A 19,706-nucleotide genomic window follows, 5' to 3' on the forward strand; every position below is an offset into this window, starting at 1 on the left:
AGATAGTGAGAGTGGCACATCGAGATGAAGCAGAGGTTGAGCGCCGGCTGATAGAGGTGCTTGGAGAAGGGCATAATCAGTGGAATTATCGTCCGGATTTAAAGTCGGAAGCTGATTTATGGCAGAACTTACGTAATATCATTACACAGAATAACTTATCAGAAATTGGGGAACACCCGATTTCTGATAAGGAGTTTGATAAAGTAAAGACGGAAATTTTACTGAGAACGCGGACTCCTTTTGATGCGGCACGATGGTTAAAAGGGGAGAATGGCATTACTCGGATAACGATTGAGCGCGATGATATTTCTTTAGGGTCGCTGTCGTTAGTTCTTTTTTCTAACCAAGATATTGGTGGAGGAATTTCGAGATACGAAGTGGTTCATCAAATTGCGAAGAAAAGAGTCCAAGAAGATGGTCGTGATCGCCGTTTTGATGTGACTTTGTTGATTAACGGCTTACCTATTGTTCAAATCGAATTAAAACAAGCGACGGCTAAAGATGGTGTGTTTCAAGCATATAATCAAGTGAAAAAATATGCCGAAGAAGGGGTTTTTCGTAACAATATTTTTTCGACTCTTCAGTTATTTGTTATTTCGAATGAGCAGACGACGCGTTATTTTGCCAATGCGATGCCAAAAGATATGCATAAGAAATTCGTCTTTAGCTGGCGGACAAAAGACAATCGCAAAGTAGATAATCTCTATGAATTTGTTAAACAAGTATTGAATATTCCTGATGCGCATCGTCTTATCGCTCATTATACAATTGTTAGTGAGGAGAATAATTTCAAAGCGTTGATGGTCTTACATCCCTATCAAATACACGCCATCGAAGCATTGTTTACTTCAGCGGTGAGACACGAATCTGGATACGTCTGGCATGCGACAGGTTCAGGAAAAACGTTAACGAGCTTTGTTTCAACAAAGTTATTGGCCCGAAAACCGGGAGTAGACCGGACGATTATGTTGATTGACCGCAAAGATTTAGATAACCAAACGACATCAGAGTTCACGAAGTTTGCTTCTGAATTTAATACCGGGATTTCATCAGGCAAGGCAAAATCAAATAGTTTAATCGTCGGAACAGGTAGTTCAAAAGAGCTCAGTCAAACATTACTAGCGGATGCAAATTCAAATACGGTCATTATTACAACCCGTCAGAAATTAGAGAAAGCGATAGAGTATGCCAAGAAACAAGAAGAAAAAGAGGGGAAAAATCGATTTCATAAGTTAGTTGGACAACATATTGTCTTTGTTGTCGATGAATGCCACCGTGCATTAAGTGCAGAAGGGATGGAATCCATTAAGAAGACTTTCCCTAATTCGACTTGGTTTGGATTTACTGGCACACCGATATTTGATGATAATAAGAAACAGGCGAAAGGCAGATTAGCGCGGACAACGAAGGATCAGTATGGAGAAGTATTACATACATATACGATTAAAAATGCGTTAGATGATCATTCTGTTCTTGGGTTTCAAGTTGAACATGAAGATACCGTAGTTCCGGTTTCTTTAAGCAACCATATTTACAATGAGCTGCGCCAAAATGAGAAATACGCGAATCATACGGATCATGAAATTAATGATTTGATTGATCAAATGGATGGTATGGAAAAAGAGACTTACTTATCGCCAGCAAACTATGAAAATGATGACCATATCCAGAAAGTCATCCACAAGATCTTTCGACCAGATAATGCGTATACCAAGTTTGATTTTCAAAACGGCCGACCACAAAAGTCTGCCATTTTAACGACCAGCTCTATTGATATGGCCAAACGGTATTATCATGCGATTAAGCAAATGACACAAAACCCAAATTGGTTAACGGATGAGTTTGCTGATCACCCAATCCGTAAAGGGCGTACGATAGAAGATGCTGATTTCCCTCGCATTGCCATTACTTACTCTTTACAGGAAAATGAAGAAAATGCCAATGAGAATCAAGAGGAAATGAAGCAAATCATCAAAGAGTACAATGCGTATTATGATACGTCATGGTCGCTTCAAGATATTGAGAGATATAATGGCGATATTAATAATCGGTTAGCACGAAAAAAGGCGGAGTTTAAACAATTTGGAAAACATTTGGACTTAGTCATCGTTGTCGATCGCCTTTTAACGGGCTTCGATGCCCCGACCATTCAAACACTGTTTGTCGACCGAAACTTAAGCTATGCCAATCTCATACAAGCTTTTTCACGAACGAACCGTACGTATCCAGGGAAAACAAAAGGGCTTATTATGACTTTTAGAAAACCGTGGACGATGGAGAAGAATGTAGCGGATGCGACGAAGTTATACTCTGACAAACAAGAAGAAACAGATCTTGTCTATCCAACGTATGATGACTCATTAAGACGATTTAAAAAAGCACATAAGAAATTAAAGTCTTTTGAAATCATCCCGACGGATATTGATGAGCAATCGCCAATAGAGACACGTATTGAATTTGTCAAAACCTTTCAAGAGCTAAGCAATGCTTATGAAGCCCTTGTCACGTACGATAATTATAATGATGATATGGAGAAATCACAGGCACTCAGAGATCAGGTTATGCTAATTGAGGAAACAGTCGGTGTATACAATACGATAAAAGGGTCACTCGTCAATGAAAAAGACGAGGATGATGAGGAAACAAGTCCTGATTTCTCAGAGATTGAATTTTACGGAGAAAATACAATCAAACTCTATGATATTGATTCCGCTTTTATCGATCAATTACTCGGGAACTACTCAGCCAACAACCAAGATATCCGTCAAGAAATCGAAAAAGCTTTACAGAAATTGAAGAAGCCTGAAGCAGTAAAAGCAGTGTACAATGACATCTTGAATGCCATAGACCATAAAGAAATTGATGCCAACGAAGATATCCTAGCTGTCAAACGTCAATTCTTTACACAAACAAAGAACGAACGTATTCAAGAATTTGCCCAAACATGGTTCGTAGACGAAAATGAACTCCATCTATCAGCCATGCAATACATCATCGGCATCGAACCGATTCCTAATATTGCCGGCATCCTTAACAGCAAGCAATTTGATAAGTACAAAGCAATCCATCCGGAAGCAAAACCGTTGAAATATGGGCCGGAGATGAAGCGGGCGTGGCGGAAAGCGTTGGATGAGGTTATAGTGCCATTGGATGAAGAGTTGAGATAAAAATTTAGTGTAGTTGATCGAGACGGGTAGCTAGAATGATACGCTTCCTGTCCTTTTTTATTATTTTGTTAGTAAGATGAGTTCTATTTGAAACCAGCATTCATCCACCTGTTGCTGCAAGAGGTCGTAGTCGCCTCTTTAAGTTGGGAACCTATTTGACTAGTGGAGAGTACGTTGAATTCATTGAGGGGGGAATATCAAGATTATTCTTTGCGCCGTTTATCAAACTCTATTAAAACGGCGGCTTTATAATGCAAGACCTAATTGTAAAAATAGTAAAAAAATACGATGTGTTGTATAATTTAGGAAAATATGGTTTGTTGTCTACCAATGGGGGGGGAGATTTCATGGTACTAGAAAAAAGACTACAGTAGAAACAACAGTTATTTTTTCAGATGATCAGTTACATAGATTTCTCATTTCTCTTACAAAGGAAGTGGGACGAAAATAAAAGAAAGCCACAATTATAATGTTAAACCCAAACTTCGCAGATCAAATAAAAGTTGATTTAACTGTAATGAAAATGGGAAATTACTTAGTAGAATGTCAGTATGGTTCATTAGATATAGTTATCCTATTCTCTTATATAGCTACTGATCCTGAGAAATTAATAAAGGACCAAGACCTAATTAGAAGAGAAACGGATAAATACATTGTTGAAGCTATAAAGAAATCAGACCTAGTAATCATTGCATGGGGAAGTGATTAAAAAAATATGATAAGAGAAAGATAGAAATAACAACAGTTATACAAAAATTATCCAGAAATGTAAAGTGTTTTAAAAATTCCCAAGGAAGAAAGGGAAAAAACCAAAGTAGACTAGGGAATGAACCAGACTTAGTAGGTTTTTTTAATTAATTCTTCACTAAACATCTCATGTATTGCAAGATCCAGTTCCACACGTGGAATTTGTAGCAGAATTTTCTAAAACTTAAAGATCTGCATTTAATAATAGGAGATAAAAATATATTTCGTGTAATAATTACAAAAATGGTTATTGGATTTTCATTGAAGATTATGGGGGATGGTTGAATGATAGAACTTGATTTTTTACATATTAGACCTTTTGATGGTAGTAAAGATGGAGAATTTGAAGAGTTAATTTGTCAATTAGCTCATTTAAACAAACCTAGAAATAGTCTTGTTTTTATAAGAAAAGGGGGTGCAGGCGGAGATGCTGGGGTTGAATGTTTTGGGAATTAAAAGATGACTCAGAACAAGCTTGGCAAGCCAAATATTTTACTGAGAGGCTTGAGATTAGCGAGTGGAGTTAAATCAATAGTTCTGTTAAAACTGCACTTAGAGTAAAGAATGTTATTGTAGAGAAAAATTTTCCTATTAATATGTTTGGTATTGATATTAATGAGCATATGAAATTATACAAAATATAGATCCTAAACCTAATTTCAGAAAAGAGTTAATAGATTTATTAATTTCAGAAGGATTACTAGCATTAGGTATAATCACTGATAAAATGGAGAATTTATTGAAGTAATTAGGTTTACATATGAGAGATTTAGAGAGTATTTCATAGAAGAAAATATAGTAAGTAGCTTGAATATAGAAAATCTAGTATCCGAATTTAACAAGTATGGAAAATAGAGGTGTTTCTAAATGAATTTTACATGTATTCAGGTATTATAGAAGATCTAGGAATAACTTTCTCAGAGAAATTTAATAGAGAATTTATAGACTTTATAATAAAACTTTGTTGGTGAAAAATATTCTTCGATTAAGAGTTCACTAATGAGTTCCCTGGAGATTTCGGAAATTATACGATGACTTGTGTTTATGAGTGGTCACCTACAAAACTAATAGAAGAACAGCCGGGGAAATCTTCAGATGGATTAATGGTTTAGGTGTTACAGAAAGAGTAGCGGAATTTAGGTGGAAATGGCCGGAAAGATGTTTAGATGGGTAGCTTGAAAAGAATGGTATGCAAATAATTTGGTGTATTGGTGGGGAATAACAATTCTTAAATGATAAGGGTTATGTGTCGAAAAGATTAGAATTCAACTATATTTATAGTAATGAAGGGAATTTAAAAGAGTTAGATGGCTAGAACAGTATAGTTTTAAGATTAGAGGTGGTAACATATGAACAATTATAAACAATTTAAAGTTGTATCTAAAAATGATTACTTAATTTATCTAAGACAAATTATTATTGGTTTAAATAATCATTTCAACTCCCTTGAAAAGTATGGAGATAGTTTAAAATCAATTGTAGAGGAATTAGCGTTAATAGAAAATCCAGAGTTAGAGATTGATTCAAATTTATACGAAGATTTCAGAGATAAAACTCAATTTGTTGAAAATAAAATATTAAATTTGCTGGGTGATATGCAAAATGATTCAATGTCTTATACTAAATTTAAAAAGAAACTAGTTAAGCGAAATATAGAGGTTAAACAATTAATTGGAGAAGTACCAGATAATTTATCTCAAATGCTTAGTGAAATGAATAATTCAAGGAATTGGGGATTGCATGAACCTGAATCACTTTTGAATGCTCACCTAGAAAATATTAAAGAATTTTGGCCTAAAGAAGAATTGAATTGGTACTTAAATAACTTTAACCCAATATATATTGCAAAATTTAATAAATATGAAGGCCAATGGCTACTCAGTCTATATCATAGCATGACTGGCAATTTAGAGTTTTACAAAGAAATTTATAATTATATCATTGAGGATTATAAAATTCTGAGTGGAAATGAAGATATACAGATAACTTATAATGATATAGATGTTCGTCCATTTGAATTAGAAATAAAACTTCCAAAAACTTCTATGAAAATGCAAAAGAAAAAATATACAAGGAAGAAGAGCGAAAAAGACGCTACAAGATAAATATAGTCTCGTTTAGGAAACTAATAACAGGTTATTGTACAATAATAATGAAGTGTTAGGTGTATATGAATAAAAAAGAAAAAGAAAAGTGTTCCAAAAGAACATAATTGAAGTTGGTTACTAATAGAGGGAGCCTGTTGAAAATTTCATAAGAATTAATGAGTTAGGAGATTGAATGAGTAATTGAAGATACTAACATTAGTGACCATTAGAGGATACTTTTAAAGTCGGTAAGTTGTATATATAGGATTAAAGGTGGGGTGTTTAATAAAGTATCAATACAAAACAGTAAAAACTTTTTATAAAAAATTGTTTTAATAAAGCACGAAGCGAAAGGATATTAGGTATGATAAATAAATTAAAAATAAATAACTATAAGTCATTTCAGGAATTTGAGTTAGATTTGAATTCTGATTTAAATATTATCATTGGAGATAATGAAGCTGGGAAATCAACATTATTAGAAGCAATAAATTTAGTTTTGACGGGCCAATTAAATAATAGGCTGCTTCAGAATGAATTAAGTCCATATTTGTTTAACATTAATAGTGTAAGACGTATTTACAACAATTAATAACTAATGCACAAGCTGAATTACCTAGAATCAGTATTGAACTGTATTTTAATAATCCAAACAACATTTACAGCGAATTAAAAGGGACAAATAACTTGTTAAGAATTGATACTCCAGGTGTATCTATCAGCATTGAATTTGATTCAACTTACCACACCGAGTACGAAGCATATATTCAAGATGTAAGTACAATTAAAACGTTACCAATTGAATATTACAAAGTAGTTTGGCGATCTTTTGCTGGGAATAGCCTAACTTCAAGAAGTATACCTGCCAGATCCACACTAATAGATACATCCACTTCAAAATATCAAAATGGTACAGATATATATCTGCACAAGATTTTAAATGACTCCTTAGAACCTTCACAACGCACAGAACTAGCTGTTCATTACAGAAAGCTAAAAGAAACATTTTCCGAAAATCAATCCATTGCAACAATAAATGAAAGCTTAAACGAAAAGAAAGGAAATATTACTGATAAAAATTTAAATGTATCGGTCGATATTTCGAGCAAAACTAATTGGGATAAAATTATTACTGCATATTTAGATGAGGTTCCATTTGATTACATAGGGAAAGGTGAACAAAATGCTATAAAAATGAAATTAGCATTAGAATCTAATACAGATTTAGAAGCAGTAGTCTTAATAGAAGAACCTGAAAATCATTTATCTCTTTCTAATTTAAATAAATTATTAAATATAATTAAAACTAAGAATGAAAATAAACAATTAATAATTACAACGCATAGTAGTTTTATTTTAAATAAATTGGACATTGGAAGGATGATTTTACTCTCTAGTGAGAAGGAGACAACATCGTTCAATGATCTTGAAGATGAAACTAGAGAGTTCTTTATGAGGTTGCCTGGTTATGATACGCTGCGTATCGTATTAAGTCGTAAAGTTATTTTAGTGGAGGGACCATCTGAAGATTTAATAGTACAACGAGCGTATAAAGATTTGTATGGCAAATTACCTTTAGAAAATGGTGTAGATATATTTTGTATAGATGGTTTGTCTTTTAAAAGGTTTATAGAGATATCCGCTAATCTTCAAAAAGAAATTACAATAATTACAGATAACGATGGTGACATTGAACAGAATATTCATAAGAAGTACGAAGAATATTCATCAAATGATTTAGTGAAACTCCACTATGGTCTGGATGAAAATCTTAAAACACTTGAACTAAATATTGTTGACGCTAACAAACCAAATCTATCGATTCTTAAAGAAATTTTAGGTCATCCTGATTATACAGATGATCGTTTAATTACGTATATGCTAAATAATAAAACAAGGTGTGCATTAAAAATATTTGAATCTGATAAAACTATTCAAATGCCGAGGTATATATTAAATGCAATTGAAGAATAAAATTATTGTTGCAGCTGCTGGTTCTGGAAAAACAACATATATAGTGAAAAAAGCGCTTAAAAATGCCCCCAAAAAGACTTTGATTGTTACATATACTAATAAGAATCGTGAAGAAATTGAGAAGAAAATTATAGAGCTACATGGATTTATACCAAAGCATCTTGTAGTGAAAAGTTGGTATGCATTTTTATTATCTGATTTAATAAGACCGTATCAAAATTTCGTTTATGAAGAACGTATAGAAGGTGTATATTTTCCTACAGGCCCTATTAATAGGTTTGCAACGAAAACTAATATTAAGGCTTATTTTTTAAATGCAAAAAATGAAGTTAACAAGGATAGACTTTCTGAATTAGCAGAGCTAATTGCACAAAACAGTGAGTATAAGGGTGTTACTCGTATTAGCGAATTATATGACTCTATTTTTATAGATGAAGTACAAGATATGGCTGGGTATGATTTAGAGATATTTAATTTTTTTATGCATTCTAATATAAACGTATTATTTGTAGGTGATATTAGACAAGCAACTTATGCAACGAATAATACTAATAAGAACAAAAAATATAAAGGGATAAATATTATTCATTACTTTATGGAAAGAACAGATATCTGTGAGGTTGATCAAAGTTTAAATATTAGCCATAGATGCAATCAGTTAATATGTGATTTCGCTGATAGCTTATTCTTGGGTATGGCTAGTACAGTATCAACAAATGAAGAACGTACTGGACACGATGGCATATTTATTGTTCATCCAAATGATGTGGAAGAGTATCTTCAAAAATTTAATCCCCAGTGTTTAAGATACGACGCTAGAACGGTCTTACCAAGAGCGATTAATTTTGGAGATTCAAAAGGTCTAACATTTGATAGGGTGCTTATAAAACCTACAGCTAAGATGGAGAAGTTTTTGAGAACTGGGGAATTAGATTTAGATGAAACCACTTTAGCTAAATTTTATGTTGCTCTTACAAGGGCTAAATATAGTGTAGGAATTATTAGTGCAACTAAAAATGTTAAGATAATTGGAACTTGTAATTTTAAGGAAGAGAGTATTTTAAAATAATTACGATTAAGGTGATATTATGGCTAAATCTAAGAGTTTTGAAGAATTTTATTATGTTAAAACGGGTAAGAACTGTAATGTTAAAGCTGTGGTGGATTATGCTAAAAACAAATACGGTGATTACACTCCTTTTGAAGAAGCAATGTTTTGTCCAGAGTGCGAAAAAGCAGAATTGTTTTTAGTAAGAGAAACGTCTGGTAGAAGAGCTCATTTAAAAAAGAAACCGTCATCTTCACATGAAGATAATTGTTCATATATATACGACTATGCTTCTAGGAAAACGATTCAAAATTATGTTAAAGGATTAACTAATTGTCAAATCCAAGAAAAGTTAAATTCTATTATGCATATGTTGTTTAAAGTGAAAAATCAAAAACCTAATATCTTAACTAATAACAATATCTCTAATAGTAAAAACAGCTCAAGTCCAATGTTAATTCCTGAAGTGAGAAAAGATGTTATTGAGTTGAAATCACTCAGAAGAAAAAGCTTATCGAGTTGGATTGATGAAACTGATGGAACGGATCTTTATTTATTTTATGGGGATGTAAAATTAGAGATAGTTGAAAAAGAAAAAGTTAATGTTGATGGAGACAGCTATAAATATTATTTATTAAATTTATGGACTCTGAATAAAAACGGAGAATGGAAGTACAGAACACAAATTTATAGAGGCAGAAATAAAGACATAATTGATATTAATAAAGTATACCGAATAGCTATGATAGGTAATCTTAATTTTAAATGGAAACGATGGCAAATTGATTTGATTAATCAATCTGCGATACGTTTTGTAGATATATGAATTAAATAATTCAATCGATAAAGGAAAGATATTTAAACATGGATGATAATAGAGATTTATCTTATTTGATTGATAGAATAGTATCCTCTAATTTGTTTCGAGAGGCGAATTATTATTTTAGGAGTATGAAGAAGCAGCCACATGGTGGGGTAGCACGTATATTCCATCCAAATGTATATTTGAAATATTATACAGCAGATACATTTCGTTTATTTACTCATGAACCATATAATATTCCATATTTTTTAACAGCACTAGTTGAGGAAGCTTATCATGAATATCTAATGAGTGAAGTAAATATAGAAGAATTATGTTGGTTATGTTTTGATGACGATAATTTTTGGTATGTTGGTTTCCGATTATTGATACCTAAACAAGAGTTTGAAGAGATAAATAAAAATGTACCCCTAATCTGGTCTGTTATATCATCGAAGTCAAGATTTCAAGATTATTATGAATTGGATAATAAGCTCTTAATATATGCATTAGTATGTTATTTAATAAAAAGTAAAATGATTGAAATAAAAGGTATTGAAGAAATTCGAAGATATGAAGTGTTACGGACTCCACATAACAAATACGGATTAAGTTTAGTAAATGATGCGAAGTTTTTGAGGCAAGGATTTATTCTTGATGGTCGATACTACCTTTATAATATATTTTTTGATACTACTATTGGGGCAGCTATTGATGACGTTCCATATACTATTAAGATAATTAATGCAGAAATTCCTAAAGCTGAGTTATATTTTAGGTGTGATGAAAAAGTTGCTGTGCCGGCAGATAAAATGATATGCACTGCGACTAAGGATTTTCAAAAATATCGTGGGATTACAGTTGATTTTGGTGATATAGAAAAACTAATCAACAAGAAGGAAATTATAGTACATTATGATCCAAAATATTTAGATAAAGTGGTTATGATAATTAAACCAGATAGAGATCCAGATGGTCGGAATTTTTATCATATTGAGGTTGAAGAATTATGGAATCCTGAGAAGGTTAAAGACAACTTTGTGCTTACAAATTATGTGCATGCAAAGTACTATCCGGATAAAAAGATATTTAATCATATTGATTTTTCGGTAAATCAATACTCAAAAGGTCTTTTTGAAGAAAAATATAGAGATGCTATGACGGATACAGATGTACCAATTGATAGATATGGTGATGAGCATTATAAAATATGGTGTGTTGAAAGTGATACCATTGAAATAAGCACTTGGAGTAAACTTGTATGTGCAACTCTTGATGAGCCTTTTAGAGAGTTGTTTATAGAGATGTTTTATTAACATTTTCAAAATACCATCTTTCTCGTTTTTTGGATACGAATGCAACCTTTTTTATAATTATAACCAGAAGAAATCATGCAAAAGCTTGAAGAATTAGGTAGTGGCTAAACGAACAGAGTCTACTTGAACCACGGAGTAAAGGAACCTTATTTTTTATATCACATTTAAGATTACTAAGAGTTCAATGAGAACCGCTGGTGTTGAGTCTTAAGCTTTATATGACAGAATATAGAGCACGTAAATAGTGATGTTTTATTGAGCAAAAAAGTACACTAAGATGATGCAAGAGACTCTTACAGGTAGCTGTGAGAGTCTATATGCCTTTCTTAGTTGTTAGGTTCTCATGATTGCTTACTTACTTCTTCATAACAGGTATCCAAACTTCACTATAAGCGTAACCTGGCTTGAGCTGATCCATTTTAGTAAAGGAAAAGTTTGGTGCCCTTATTAATTCATAATTAGAAGATGGGAGCCACTCAGAGTAAACTTTTGCCATAGGTGTCTTGTAAGGTTGTAGGAAATGGACCTTCATTCGGGAATATTGCCCATGTGTTTGCAGAAACAGGTACTTTGTCTAATTGGTTACTTATTTGATTTGAAGTTGTTAGAACACCTATAAGGTAAGTCAAATCCCCTTCTTCTTTTATGAAGTTTGCGTCAGCTTCATATGAAGCGTTGATAATCTCAAAAGGGGCAAAGTTCTGCAGGGAGCGCATTTCCTCTTTTTGTTCGTCTGTGATACTTTTGGCTAGTTGGACGATTTCGTTGTGGACGCTTTCAAATTGCATAAGTACTCGCATACTTACACCGACCATCCCATCTGAATGGCAGGTTTATTTTCAATCCTAAATTCCATATCGCTTTCTCCTTTGAACAGGCCGAAAATATCTAACTACCATTTTAGAAAGATATTTTTTTATCTTCCAGGTTTAACACTTAATGAATATTTAAAAAGCAGAAGAATATCAGAGCAAGCATGGATTCATTAAATGAAGAAAAAGTGACAGGTGTTGCGCTAAAGTATGGTTATCAGTCAATGGATGGGTTCAGTCGCGCGTTCAAAAAGTGGAGTGGCTTTTTACCTCCGATGTAATAAAGAAAGGCGTTAACAAATCTTCCAAACTTTCATTTGTTATCAACGTCGCCAATGATGAAGGGATGAATGTGAATGAGATGATATCTCCGAGTTCGGGTTTTGAAGGTGATTCTAAGTCAATCAAGTCGAAACTCTTAAGACAAATGCGTCAATGAACCATGTAGCAAACCCAACAATACAAAACATGATATATAATTCTGTACAATTGTTTCTCTTTATGGGTATAAGCAAAAGGATTAATAATAGAGTAACAACAACGATGATTGGAAACTATAGTCCTTTGGCACTAAGGTCTAAATTATTAATTCCAGTATAAATTAGCATAATATTTCATTATAGAAGGAGGAATATTTAGACTCTAAAACGAATTACTTACAAAAATACCCAGGGGAGGAAAAACAATGAATCAAACTTCTTTTACCATTAGAAAAGCGGTTATCGAGGATGCCATGGGTATAGCAAGAGTACATGTCGATAGTTGGCGCAGCACCTATGCTGCTATTTTTCCACAAGAATATTTAAATGGGCTTTCGTATGAGAAAAGGGAAACATTATGGAAAAACAATATTCCTCTCGGTGGGGTATATGTAGCTGAAAATGAGGTGAGTGAAATCATTGGATTTTCTTCGGGTGGGAAAGAGAGAAGTGGGAAGTACGATGGTTTTGATGGCGAACTATATGCGATTTATTTATTAGAGGAGTATCAAAGAAAAGGAGTGGGGTCGGCTCTGTTTGCAGCCGTTACTACTGAACTGAAACAAAAAGGATATCAATCAATGCTTGTCCTAGTTGTGGAGGATAATCACTCTTATCGATTTTATGAAGCCCTTGGTGGTGAAAAGATTGATTCTATTGAAATGAATATGGCTGGTGAGAAATACACGGAGATCGTGTATGGATGGAGAGATCTAACTTCCTTTGACATCAGAAATCAATAAACTTTTTACATATCGTTAAAGTGCGATTCATACTCAATTGTTATCTTATTGATAGCGGGGATAGCATCAGTGGCTGTCAGTACATTTGGCGAAGGAGGAGCCAAATGTTTTTTTGTTTAATTACAAAGAAAAAATTACCATATTTACTGTATAATAGGCTTATATAAATAGAAGGTGGGATTTTAATGACTTATTCAATAAGAGTGAGGGCATGTGCGCTGATTATTGAGAATGATTCGATTCTTTTGATTGAATATGAAGATGAGAGAGGCGTTCATTATAATTTACCTGCAGGCGGTGTAGAACCGAATGAATCAGTCATTGAAGCTGTGAAGCGAGAAGCGAAAGAAGAAGCATCAGTGGACGTAGAAGTAGGTCCTTTAGCATTTATATATGAGTATGCTCCCCACTTGAATGCGAATAAATTTGGTGATATTCATTCGTTGCAGTTAATTTTTGAATGTACCCTGGCAAATGCCTCTGTTCCTAAACAACCAAAGTATCCTGATCCTAACCAAATAGACGTAAAATGGATTAAATTATCTGAATTAAATAACAACGTACTATATCCCCATTTAGAAGAACATATTCTTACCTATCATCAACAGAAAAGAAATATCGAATTCATAGAAGAACAAACGATTAGGGGATAGTAGGTTTTGCTAGAATCATGATGAAAGTAAGGGGTTCAATATGAAGTACAAAAAAACGAAAGTCATAATTAGTATCATGTTGGTTAGTGTCGTTTGTGTGATGTTATTCAACTTTTTCAAGAAAGATATCTGGGATGTGAATGCTGATTTATTGAAAGAAGAGGTATTATCCATTGAATCATCTATAGAAGAGGTGAATTTATTGGATATCACCCCATTTGATTGGGATAAAGTTTATTTCTTTGGTCCTTATACTCCGAAAGAGTGGATATATGAAACGGTCGGATATAAATGGGATACTATTAGTGAAACAGTAAACGAAGGAATGAATCAAATTGTATTTTTAAAGAATGATCAAGTGGTTTGTTATGTATATGGTTACCCAGAAAATACAGGGTATGGTATTTCTATGAGTGAAAATGCAAGTCAAATTCCTGCTGGTTTTGTCCTGAAGGCGGATGAACAGCGCCCATTTGAAGTGGCCTGGGATGATGATGTCGTTTATTTAAAAAGCAAATAGCAGACTTAATATAGTAAAAAGGAGAGAATGAGACTGAATACATCTGAAGAAGTTCAACTAGCATTTTATCGCGAGGAGCACTTAGACATTTTAAATAGATTCGAATTACCAGAAACGCAAGCGAAATTTACAGCATTACCAAAGGAAAAAGTAGCTGTTTCTGATGGGCAATATCGAGTGGTGATCCTTTCAAAAAAAGTTCCGGTAGGCTTTTTCCTGTTACATAGTACAAAAAGAGTAAGTGAATATACGACCAATCCTCATGCAATGTTATTGACAGCTTTTTCTATAGATTACAAACATCAGGGTAAAGGGTATGCTAAGCAAGCGATGGTCGATTTAAAAGCGTTTATCACCACTCATTTTCCCGATTGCAATGAAGTGGTTTTGGCGGTCAATCATAAAAATCTTCCCGCACAGAACTTATACAAGAATGTTGGCTTTGTTGATACCGGTGAGCGGAAAATAGGGAAAATTGGTGAACAGCTTATATTGAGATTAGAGATGAAGTAGTTTGATACTTTCGTAGGGTAGGAGAAACTAACCGTTGGCAACACAGGATGTCCAAGGGGGTAGCTTCCTACAAAAATCGACGGAGAACAGTATTCATTCATACGATGTATTTTGATTTTGATATTTGATAAAGCTGCTATAAAGGCTAGTATTTGAATCAATATGAAGTCAAAGTGAGGGGGTGGAACTTTCCACTTTCTTTTTTTATGTCATCCTACCTCGAGTTAGAGATTCAATAGAGCGTCTTTCGTTTTCCAAAAGTCGCCTCAAGTAATCCATTTGTTACGGAAAAATTTTTCATTTAAAACCATCTATTCTCAATTGGAATGATATTTTGTTAGTAGTTGGGTTATTTCACAATAATGTAACATATTGATAGATATTCACTTTTTTTATGTGTAATCGCCGTTTATACTGAATTTTTTATGTTGTTTTATAAAAAAGATTGAGCGCCTTATTTAAAATAATTCTCGCTTTTTAATTGACAAATATAATGTTAGTAATATAATAATAAGTGCTAGTTAATAATTATTATAGATTGAAAAGGTTTTTCACTCTTTTTCATCTATAATTAAATCTAACAACTTTTAGGAGGACTACAACATGTCATTAATAGGAAAAGAAGTATTACCATTTAACGCACATGCATATAGAAATGGAGATTTTATTGAAGTATCTGAAGCAGATCTTAAAGGTCATTGGAGTGTCGTTTGTTTCTACCCAGCTGACTTTACATTTGTTTGCCCAACAGAACTAGAAGATCTTCAAGATCAATACCCAGCTCTACAAGAACTAGGTGTAGAAGTATTCTCTGTTTCAAGAGACTCTCACTTTACTCATAAAGCTTGGCACGATACATCAGAAGCAATTGGTAAAATTACTTATACAATGATTGGTGATCCATCACATACAATTTCTCGTAACTTCGATGTTCTTATTGAAGAATTAGGTCAAGCAGATCGTGGTACTTTCATTATCGATCCAGATGGTATCATTCAAGCAGTTGAAATCAATGCTGATGGTATTGGCCGTGACGCAAGCATTCTTATCGATAAAATTAAAGCAGCTCAATATGTACGTTCTAATCCAGGCGAAGTTTGCCCGGCAAAATGGAAAGAAGGATCTACTACACTTAAGCCAAGCCTTGATTTAGTCGGCAAAATTTAAGGAGTGGAACCCCATGATATTAGAAGCAGAAATTAAAGAGCAACTCCATCAGTATCTTCAACTGATGGAGGGCGATGTATTACTGAAAGTAAGTACCGGAGAAGATGACGTATCAAAAGATATGCTAGCTCTCGTTGATGAACTGGCAACCATGTCATCTAAAATTAAGGTAGAAACAGCTACCTTAAAAAGAACGCCAAGCTTCAGCGTGAATCGCATAGGTGAAGATACAGGTGTCGCTTTTGCTGGTATTCCTCTTGGTCACGAATTTACTTCCTTAGTATTAGCCTTATTACAAGCAAGTGGCCGCGCGCCAAAAGTAGATGATAAGGTGATGGAACAAGTAAAGAATATTCAAGGGGAATTTCATTTCGAAACTTACGTTAGTCTGACATGCCATAATTGTCCTGATGTGGTACAAGCCTTGAATATCATGAGTGTGTTAAACCCTAACATTACACATACAATGATCGATGGCGCGGCTTTTAAAGAAGAAGTCGATAGCAAAAACATTATGGCAGTACCAACTGTTTTCCTTAATGGAGAAGTATTTGGTAGTGGACGTATGACTTTAGACGAAATTTTAGCGAAGATGGGTAGCACAGAAGATCCAGCTGAATTTTCGAATAAAGATCCATTTGATGTGCTAGTTGTTGGTGGTGGACCAGCAGGTGCGAGTGCAGCGATTTATGCGGCACGTAAAGGTATCCGTACAGGAGTTGTTGCTGAACGATTCGGCGGACAAATCATGGATACACTAGGCATCGAAAACTTCATTGGTACAAAGTATACAGAAGGCCCTAAGCTTGCAGCTAGTCTTGAAGAACATGTGAAAGAATACGATGTCGACGTGATGAATCTTCAACGCGCGAAAAGCTTACAAAGAAAAGAACTCATTGAAGTGGAATTAGAAAATGGTGCAGTTCTTAAGAGTAAGTCAGTCATTCTTTCTACAGGTGCAAGATGGAGAAACGTTGGCGTACCTGGTGAAGCAGAATTCAAAAATAAAGGTGTCGCTTACTGTCCACATTGTGACGGCCCATTATTTGAAGGCAAAGATGTTGCGGTCATCGGTGGCGGTAATTCAGGCATCGAGGCAGCAATCGACTTAGCAGGTATCGTTAAACATGTAACTGTCATTGAATTCGGTGCAGAACTAAGAGCAGATTCGGTCCTACAAGAGCGACTCTATAGCTTACCGAATGTAAAAGTGATTAAAAACGCACAAACAACTGAAATCACGGGTACAGATAAAGTGAATGGCCTCACCTATCTAGACCGTGAAACAGAGCAAGAACACCATATTGAATTACAAGGAATCTTTGTTCAAATTGGTCTTGTTCCAAATACGGACTGGTTAGGAGATACGGTTGAACGTACAAGAACAGGCGAAATCGTGGTCGATAACCATGGTGCAACAAACGTCCCTGGCCTCTATGCAGCAGGTGACTGCACAAATAATCCGTACAAACAAATTATTATTTCTATGGGATCAGGTGCAAACGCATCATTAGGCGCATTTGATTATTTAATTAGAAATTAATTATATTTGCGAGAAAGGTAAGGTGAGTTGAAACTCACACTGCCTTTCTCTTTTTTTATGGAGTGGATGTTAACATGGATTTGTTTGGTTCGAGCATATAAGCGATGAAAAAGGGTTTTGCTCGTGCATCCGGGATGAAAAGAAGAAAGATGGCGTAGCAAATGAATTTTGCTCGTACATCCAGCGTAAAATCATCAAAGTTAGCTGAACAAATGGTTCTAGGTCTCCGCTTTCAACCTTATGTGTTGACTAAGAGTTTATCTGCTAGGATGTTTTCCCCTTTTTTACATATATTTTGATAAAATAATAGTAAGACCAAAGGATTTTTAGAGGGTGGATGACTATAAATATGTGGAGACCTTTTTATGCTAGCGGTATCGTGTTAGAGAAATTAACAAAAGAAGATGTATGGAAAGCTGAGGAACATTTTGGTGTGAAATTGCCAAGGGAGTATGTGGAGTTACTTCGTATACAAAATGGCGGATACCTTTTGAAAGATAGCATCAACATAGGCGTAGAGATAGATAATGAACATACGCTAGCAATTGATTATCTCCTCGGTATTAAAGAAGATAAAGGTATCATGGAGACCGGGTATCTATTGAATGAGTGGGGAATTGATAGCAATCACCTTATCGTTATTTCTGGCGATGGCCATTATTTTATTGTGTTAGATTATCGTGAGGATCAAAATAACCCAAAAGTTGCTTATTTGATCTCTGATTCAGGTGAGCTAATCGAGTTATTCCCAACATTTTATGAAATTATGAACGAGCTCGTACCAGATGAGAGTGAAATATCATATGACCATGAAGAAGAGATTAATCAATTCCTACGTAACCCTAATTTAGTTGATGCAAAAAAACTTGTAAACTCGGAGAACGAGGATTTAATTTATCAAGGTATAGAATATTGGAATCAAACAGGCAAAGATAAAAGTGAATTCAATCGTCTATTGCTTCACATTGTTCAGCAAACTAAATTTTTGTCAGTTCAAGCATTAGGAGCGGAGATATTATGGAAAAAAGTAGCATCGGAAGAGATAAAAGAAAAGCCTGCCATTCAGGCGGTCGTTGATAGCATTCCAGATTCACCGTTAGATTTAGTGAAAGAATGTAAACAAAGAATAGTGGAAGAATTGAATGGGAATTAATCCCCTATGGAACGAGTGCATGATGATATAGCGGAAATTCTTAGAGTTAATAATATGTAAGCCATTGTCAGCAGCAAATGAAATATACATTATTTTAATATCAGAGCATAATGCGATATCCATTCAGTAAAAAATTTTACATTGACTAATACTGCTGTGGAAGTGAACTGCCTGGCAAAATTTCCGTACATAAATAATCTCCTATTTTTTTTATGTACAATACTTACTATATTCTTCAAAATAGGCATTGTGCCTGTTTGATAAAGAAGTATACCAACTAATAGTAAAGTGGAAAAAAGAGCCTTATGAGAAAGATGAAAAAGATAGCCTCGGTAATGACCCCCTTTTTGATTTATAGTAGCCAATTTCTTCATAAGTGGATTGCATAGCAATGACAATGTTAAAATAGAACAATGGCTTTAACGCTACATAGCAAAGTCTGTTCAAGATAGGAGCGATAAGTATGGTTGATAATAATGATCTTTTAATCCGATTGCGTTATGCGTTGGATATTAAAAATAGTGAAATGGCAGAGATTTTTAAGCTAGGTGAGGAAGAAGTTTCAGTGCCAGAAGTGGTGAAGATTCTTAAAAAGTTTGATGAAGATGAGGCGGATAACCGAATTGAATTAACCGATGCGATGTTGAATTCGTTCTTAAATGGTCTCATTATTTATAAAAGAGGAAAACAAGAGCAGAAACCGGGACAAGCCAATACACCGGACCCGTCGATTAACAGCCATCGACATATCAATAACATCCTCTTAAAGAAAGTTAAAATTGCCTTGGCATTAACAACAGATGACATGATTGATATCTTTAGAAAAGCGGGACTCAACGTTTCAAAAGGAGAAATTGGCGCTTTTCTAAGAAAAGAAGGGCATAAAAATTATAAAGTGTGCTTAGATCACTTTGCTAGGAACTTCTTAAAAGGTCTAACGATTAAATATAGGGGAGCTTGATATAAATAAAAGCAGTGGGAG

19 protein-coding genes are annotated in these 19,706 nt (G+C 34.2%); 17 read left to right on the forward strand and 2 right to left on the reverse strand.

Features of this window, described 5'->3' with window-relative positions; all coding sequences use genetic code 11:
• Positions 1-2: 2 nt before the first annotated feature.
• From MHH73_RS03660 to MHH73_RS03700, 9 genes are all read left to right on the forward strand, one after another.
• On the forward strand, positions 3-3,167 hold the full coding sequence (locus tag MHH73_RS03660; protein WP_341069652.1) for a type I restriction endonuclease subunit R: 3,165 nt from the start codon (positions 3-5) through the stop codon (positions 3,165-3,167).
• A gap of 466 nt (positions 3,168-3,633) precedes the next feature.
• Entirely contained in the window at positions 3,634-3,876 is a 243-nt protein-coding gene (locus MHH73_RS03665; protein WP_341069655.1) for a DUF1643 domain-containing protein, read from the forward strand.
• A 323-nt stretch (positions 3,877-4,199) separates the two neighbouring features.
• Positions 4,200-4,370 carry a hypothetical protein gene (locus MHH73_RS03670; RefSeq protein ID WP_157733796.1) on the forward strand — a complete coding sequence of 57 codons (171 nt, stop codon included), beginning with the start codon at positions 4,200-4,202 and terminating at the stop codon, positions 4,368-4,370.
• 893 nt (positions 4,371-5,263) lie between these two features.
• Positions 5,264-6,019: a hypothetical protein gene (locus MHH73_RS03675; protein ID WP_341064765.1), complete on the forward strand. Its 756-nt coding sequence runs from the start codon at positions 5,264-5,266 to the stop codon at positions 6,017-6,019.
• Between the two features lie 346 nt (positions 6,020-6,365).
• Entirely contained in the window at positions 6,366-6,593 is a 228-nt protein-coding gene (locus MHH73_RS03680) for an AAA family ATPase (RefSeq protein ID WP_341064767.1), read from the forward strand.
• Between the two features lie 95 nt (positions 6,594-6,688).
• Positions 6,689-7,975, forward strand: a complete 1,287-nt coding sequence (locus tag MHH73_RS03685) for an ATP-dependent nuclease (RefSeq protein WP_341064770.1) — start codon at positions 6,689-6,691, stop codon at positions 7,973-7,975.
• A complete protein-coding gene (locus tag MHH73_RS03690) occupies positions 7,959-9,044 on the forward strand; it encodes a UvrD-helicase domain-containing protein (RefSeq protein WP_095370576.1) in 1,086 nt (361 codons plus the stop codon). Before MHH73_RS03685 ends, MHH73_RS03690 begins: the two co-directional genes overlap by 17 nt.
• A 19-nt stretch (positions 9,045-9,063) precedes the next feature.
• Positions 9,064-9,849, forward strand: coding sequence for a hypothetical protein (locus MHH73_RS03695; RefSeq protein WP_341064775.1), 786 nt, complete (start codon positions 9,064-9,066; stop codon positions 9,847-9,849).
• A gap of 125 nt (positions 9,850-9,974) precedes the next feature.
• Positions 9,975-11,141, forward strand: a complete 1,167-nt coding sequence (locus tag MHH73_RS03700) for a hypothetical protein (protein ID WP_341064777.1) — start codon at positions 9,975-9,977, stop codon at positions 11,139-11,141.
• Between the two features lie 355 nt (positions 11,142-11,496).
• Here the strand turns inward: MHH73_RS03700 and MHH73_RS03705 are convergent, their stop codons facing one another.
• Positions 11,497-11,673, reverse strand: coding sequence for a GyrI-like domain-containing protein (locus MHH73_RS03705; RefSeq protein WP_341064779.1), 177 nt, complete (start codon positions 11,671-11,673; stop codon positions 11,497-11,499).
• The gene (locus MHH73_RS03710; RefSeq protein WP_341064781.1) at positions 11,618-11,941 is read right to left on the reverse strand and encodes a GyrI-like domain-containing protein; all 324 of its coding nucleotides are present in this window, start codon (positions 11,939-11,941) and stop codon (positions 11,618-11,620) included. Before MHH73_RS03710 ends, MHH73_RS03705 begins: the two co-directional genes overlap by 56 nt.
• 697 nt (positions 11,942-12,638) lie before the next feature.
• Between MHH73_RS03710 and MHH73_RS03715 the strand changes: the two genes are divergently transcribed.
• The 8 genes from MHH73_RS03715 (at position 12,639) to MHH73_RS03750 (ending at position 19,685) form a co-directional block, all read left to right on the forward strand.
• Positions 12,639-13,175 carry a GNAT family N-acetyltransferase gene (locus MHH73_RS03715; protein ID WP_341064782.1) on the forward strand — a complete coding sequence of 179 codons (537 nt, stop codon included), beginning with the start codon at positions 12,639-12,641 and terminating at the stop codon, positions 13,173-13,175.
• 185 nt (positions 13,176-13,360) lie between these two features.
• Positions 13,361-13,828 carry an NUDIX domain-containing protein gene (locus MHH73_RS03720; RefSeq protein ID WP_341064784.1) on the forward strand — a complete coding sequence of 156 codons (468 nt, stop codon included), beginning with the start codon at positions 13,361-13,363 and terminating at the stop codon, positions 13,826-13,828.
• 40 nt (positions 13,829-13,868) lie between these two features.
• Positions 13,869-14,348 (forward strand): hypothetical protein, encoded by a 480-nt coding sequence (locus tag MHH73_RS03725; RefSeq protein WP_341064786.1) that lies wholly within the window; start codon positions 13,869-13,871, stop codon positions 14,346-14,348.
• A gap of 27 nt (positions 14,349-14,375) precedes the next feature.
• Positions 14,376-14,861, forward strand: coding sequence for a GNAT family N-acetyltransferase (locus tag MHH73_RS03730; protein ID WP_341064788.1), 486 nt, complete (start codon positions 14,376-14,378; stop codon positions 14,859-14,861).
• 603 nt (positions 14,862-15,464) lie between these two features.
• Positions 15,465-16,028 (forward strand): alkyl hydroperoxide reductase subunit C, encoded by a 564-nt coding sequence (gene ahpC, locus MHH73_RS03735; protein WP_191816738.1) that lies wholly within the window; start codon positions 15,465-15,467, stop codon positions 16,026-16,028.
• Positions 16,029-16,041: 13 nt separating this feature from the next.
• Positions 16,042-17,571, forward strand: a complete 1,530-nt coding sequence (gene ahpF, locus MHH73_RS03740) for an alkyl hydroperoxide reductase subunit F (protein ID WP_341064792.1) — start codon at positions 16,042-16,044, stop codon at positions 17,569-17,571.
• A gap of 349 nt (positions 17,572-17,920) precedes the next feature.
• Positions 17,921-18,724: an SMI1/KNR4 family protein gene (locus MHH73_RS03745; RefSeq protein ID WP_341064796.1), complete on the forward strand. Its 804-nt coding sequence runs from the start codon at positions 17,921-17,923 to the stop codon at positions 18,722-18,724.
• 463 nt (positions 18,725-19,187) lie between these two features.
• Entirely contained in the window at positions 19,188-19,685 is a 498-nt protein-coding gene (locus tag MHH73_RS03750; protein ID WP_191816734.1) for a YehS family protein, read from the forward strand.
• The last annotated feature ends 21 nt before the right edge of the window (positions 19,686-19,706 follow it).

The organism is Cytobacillus sp. FSL K6-0265, assembly GCF_038003465.1.
In the GTDB taxonomy this organism is placed as follows: Bacteria; Bacillota; Bacilli; order Bacillales; family Cytobacillaceae; genus Cytobacillus; species Cytobacillus stercorigallinarum.

Excerpts from the sequence above, each read along its gene's own strand:
- MHH73_RS03720 (WP_341064784.1), top strand. The coding sequence starts at position 13,361 with ATGACTTATTCAATAAGAGTGAGGGCATGTGCGCTGATTATTGAGAAT.
- MHH73_RS03750 (WP_191816734.1), top strand. The coding sequence starts at position 19,188 with ATGGTTGATAATAATGATCTTTTAATCCGATTGCGTTATGCGTTGGAT.
- MHH73_RS03700 (WP_341064777.1), top strand. The coding sequence starts at position 9,975 with ATGAAGAAGCAGCCACATGGTGGGGTAGCACGTATATTCCATCCAAAT.
- MHH73_RS03680 (WP_341064767.1), top strand. The coding sequence starts at position 6,366 with ATGATAAATAAATTAAAAATAAATAACTATAAGTCATTTCAGGAATTT.
- ahpC (WP_191816738.1), top strand. The coding sequence starts at position 15,465 with ATGTCATTAATAGGAAAAGAAGTATTACCATTTAACGCACATGCATAT.
- ahpF (WP_341064792.1), top strand. The coding sequence starts at position 16,042 with ATGATATTAGAAGCAGAAATTAAAGAGCAACTCCATCAGTATCTTCAA.
- MHH73_RS03705 (WP_341064779.1), bottom strand. The coding sequence starts at position 11,673 with ATGAAGGTCCATTTCCTACAACCTTACAAGACACCTATGGCAAAAGTT.
- MHH73_RS03710 (WP_341064781.1), bottom strand. The coding sequence starts at position 11,941 with ATGCGAGTACTTATGCAATTTGAAAGCGTCCACAACGAAATCGTCCAA.
- MHH73_RS03675 (WP_341064765.1), top strand. The coding sequence starts at position 5,264 with ATGAACAATTATAAACAATTTAAAGTTGTATCTAAAAATGATTACTTA.
- MHH73_RS03690 (WP_095370576.1), top strand. The coding sequence starts at position 7,959 with ATGCAATTGAAGAATAAAATTATTGTTGCAGCTGCTGGTTCTGGAAAA.
- MHH73_RS03715 (WP_341064782.1), top strand. The coding sequence starts at position 12,639 with ATGAATCAAACTTCTTTTACCATTAGAAAAGCGGTTATCGAGGATGCC.
- MHH73_RS03725 (WP_341064786.1), top strand. The coding sequence starts at position 13,869 with ATGAAGTACAAAAAAACGAAAGTCATAATTAGTATCATGTTGGTTAGT.
- MHH73_RS03745 (WP_341064796.1), top strand. The coding sequence starts at position 17,921 with ATGTGGAGACCTTTTTATGCTAGCGGTATCGTGTTAGAGAAATTAACA.
- MHH73_RS03730 (WP_341064788.1), top strand. The coding sequence starts at position 14,376 with ATGAGACTGAATACATCTGAAGAAGTTCAACTAGCATTTTATCGCGAG.
- MHH73_RS03670 (WP_157733796.1), top strand. The coding sequence starts at position 4,200 with ATGATAGAACTTGATTTTTTACATATTAGACCTTTTGATGGTAGTAAA.
- MHH73_RS03695 (WP_341064775.1), top strand. The coding sequence starts at position 9,064 with ATGGCTAAATCTAAGAGTTTTGAAGAATTTTATTATGTTAAAACGGGT.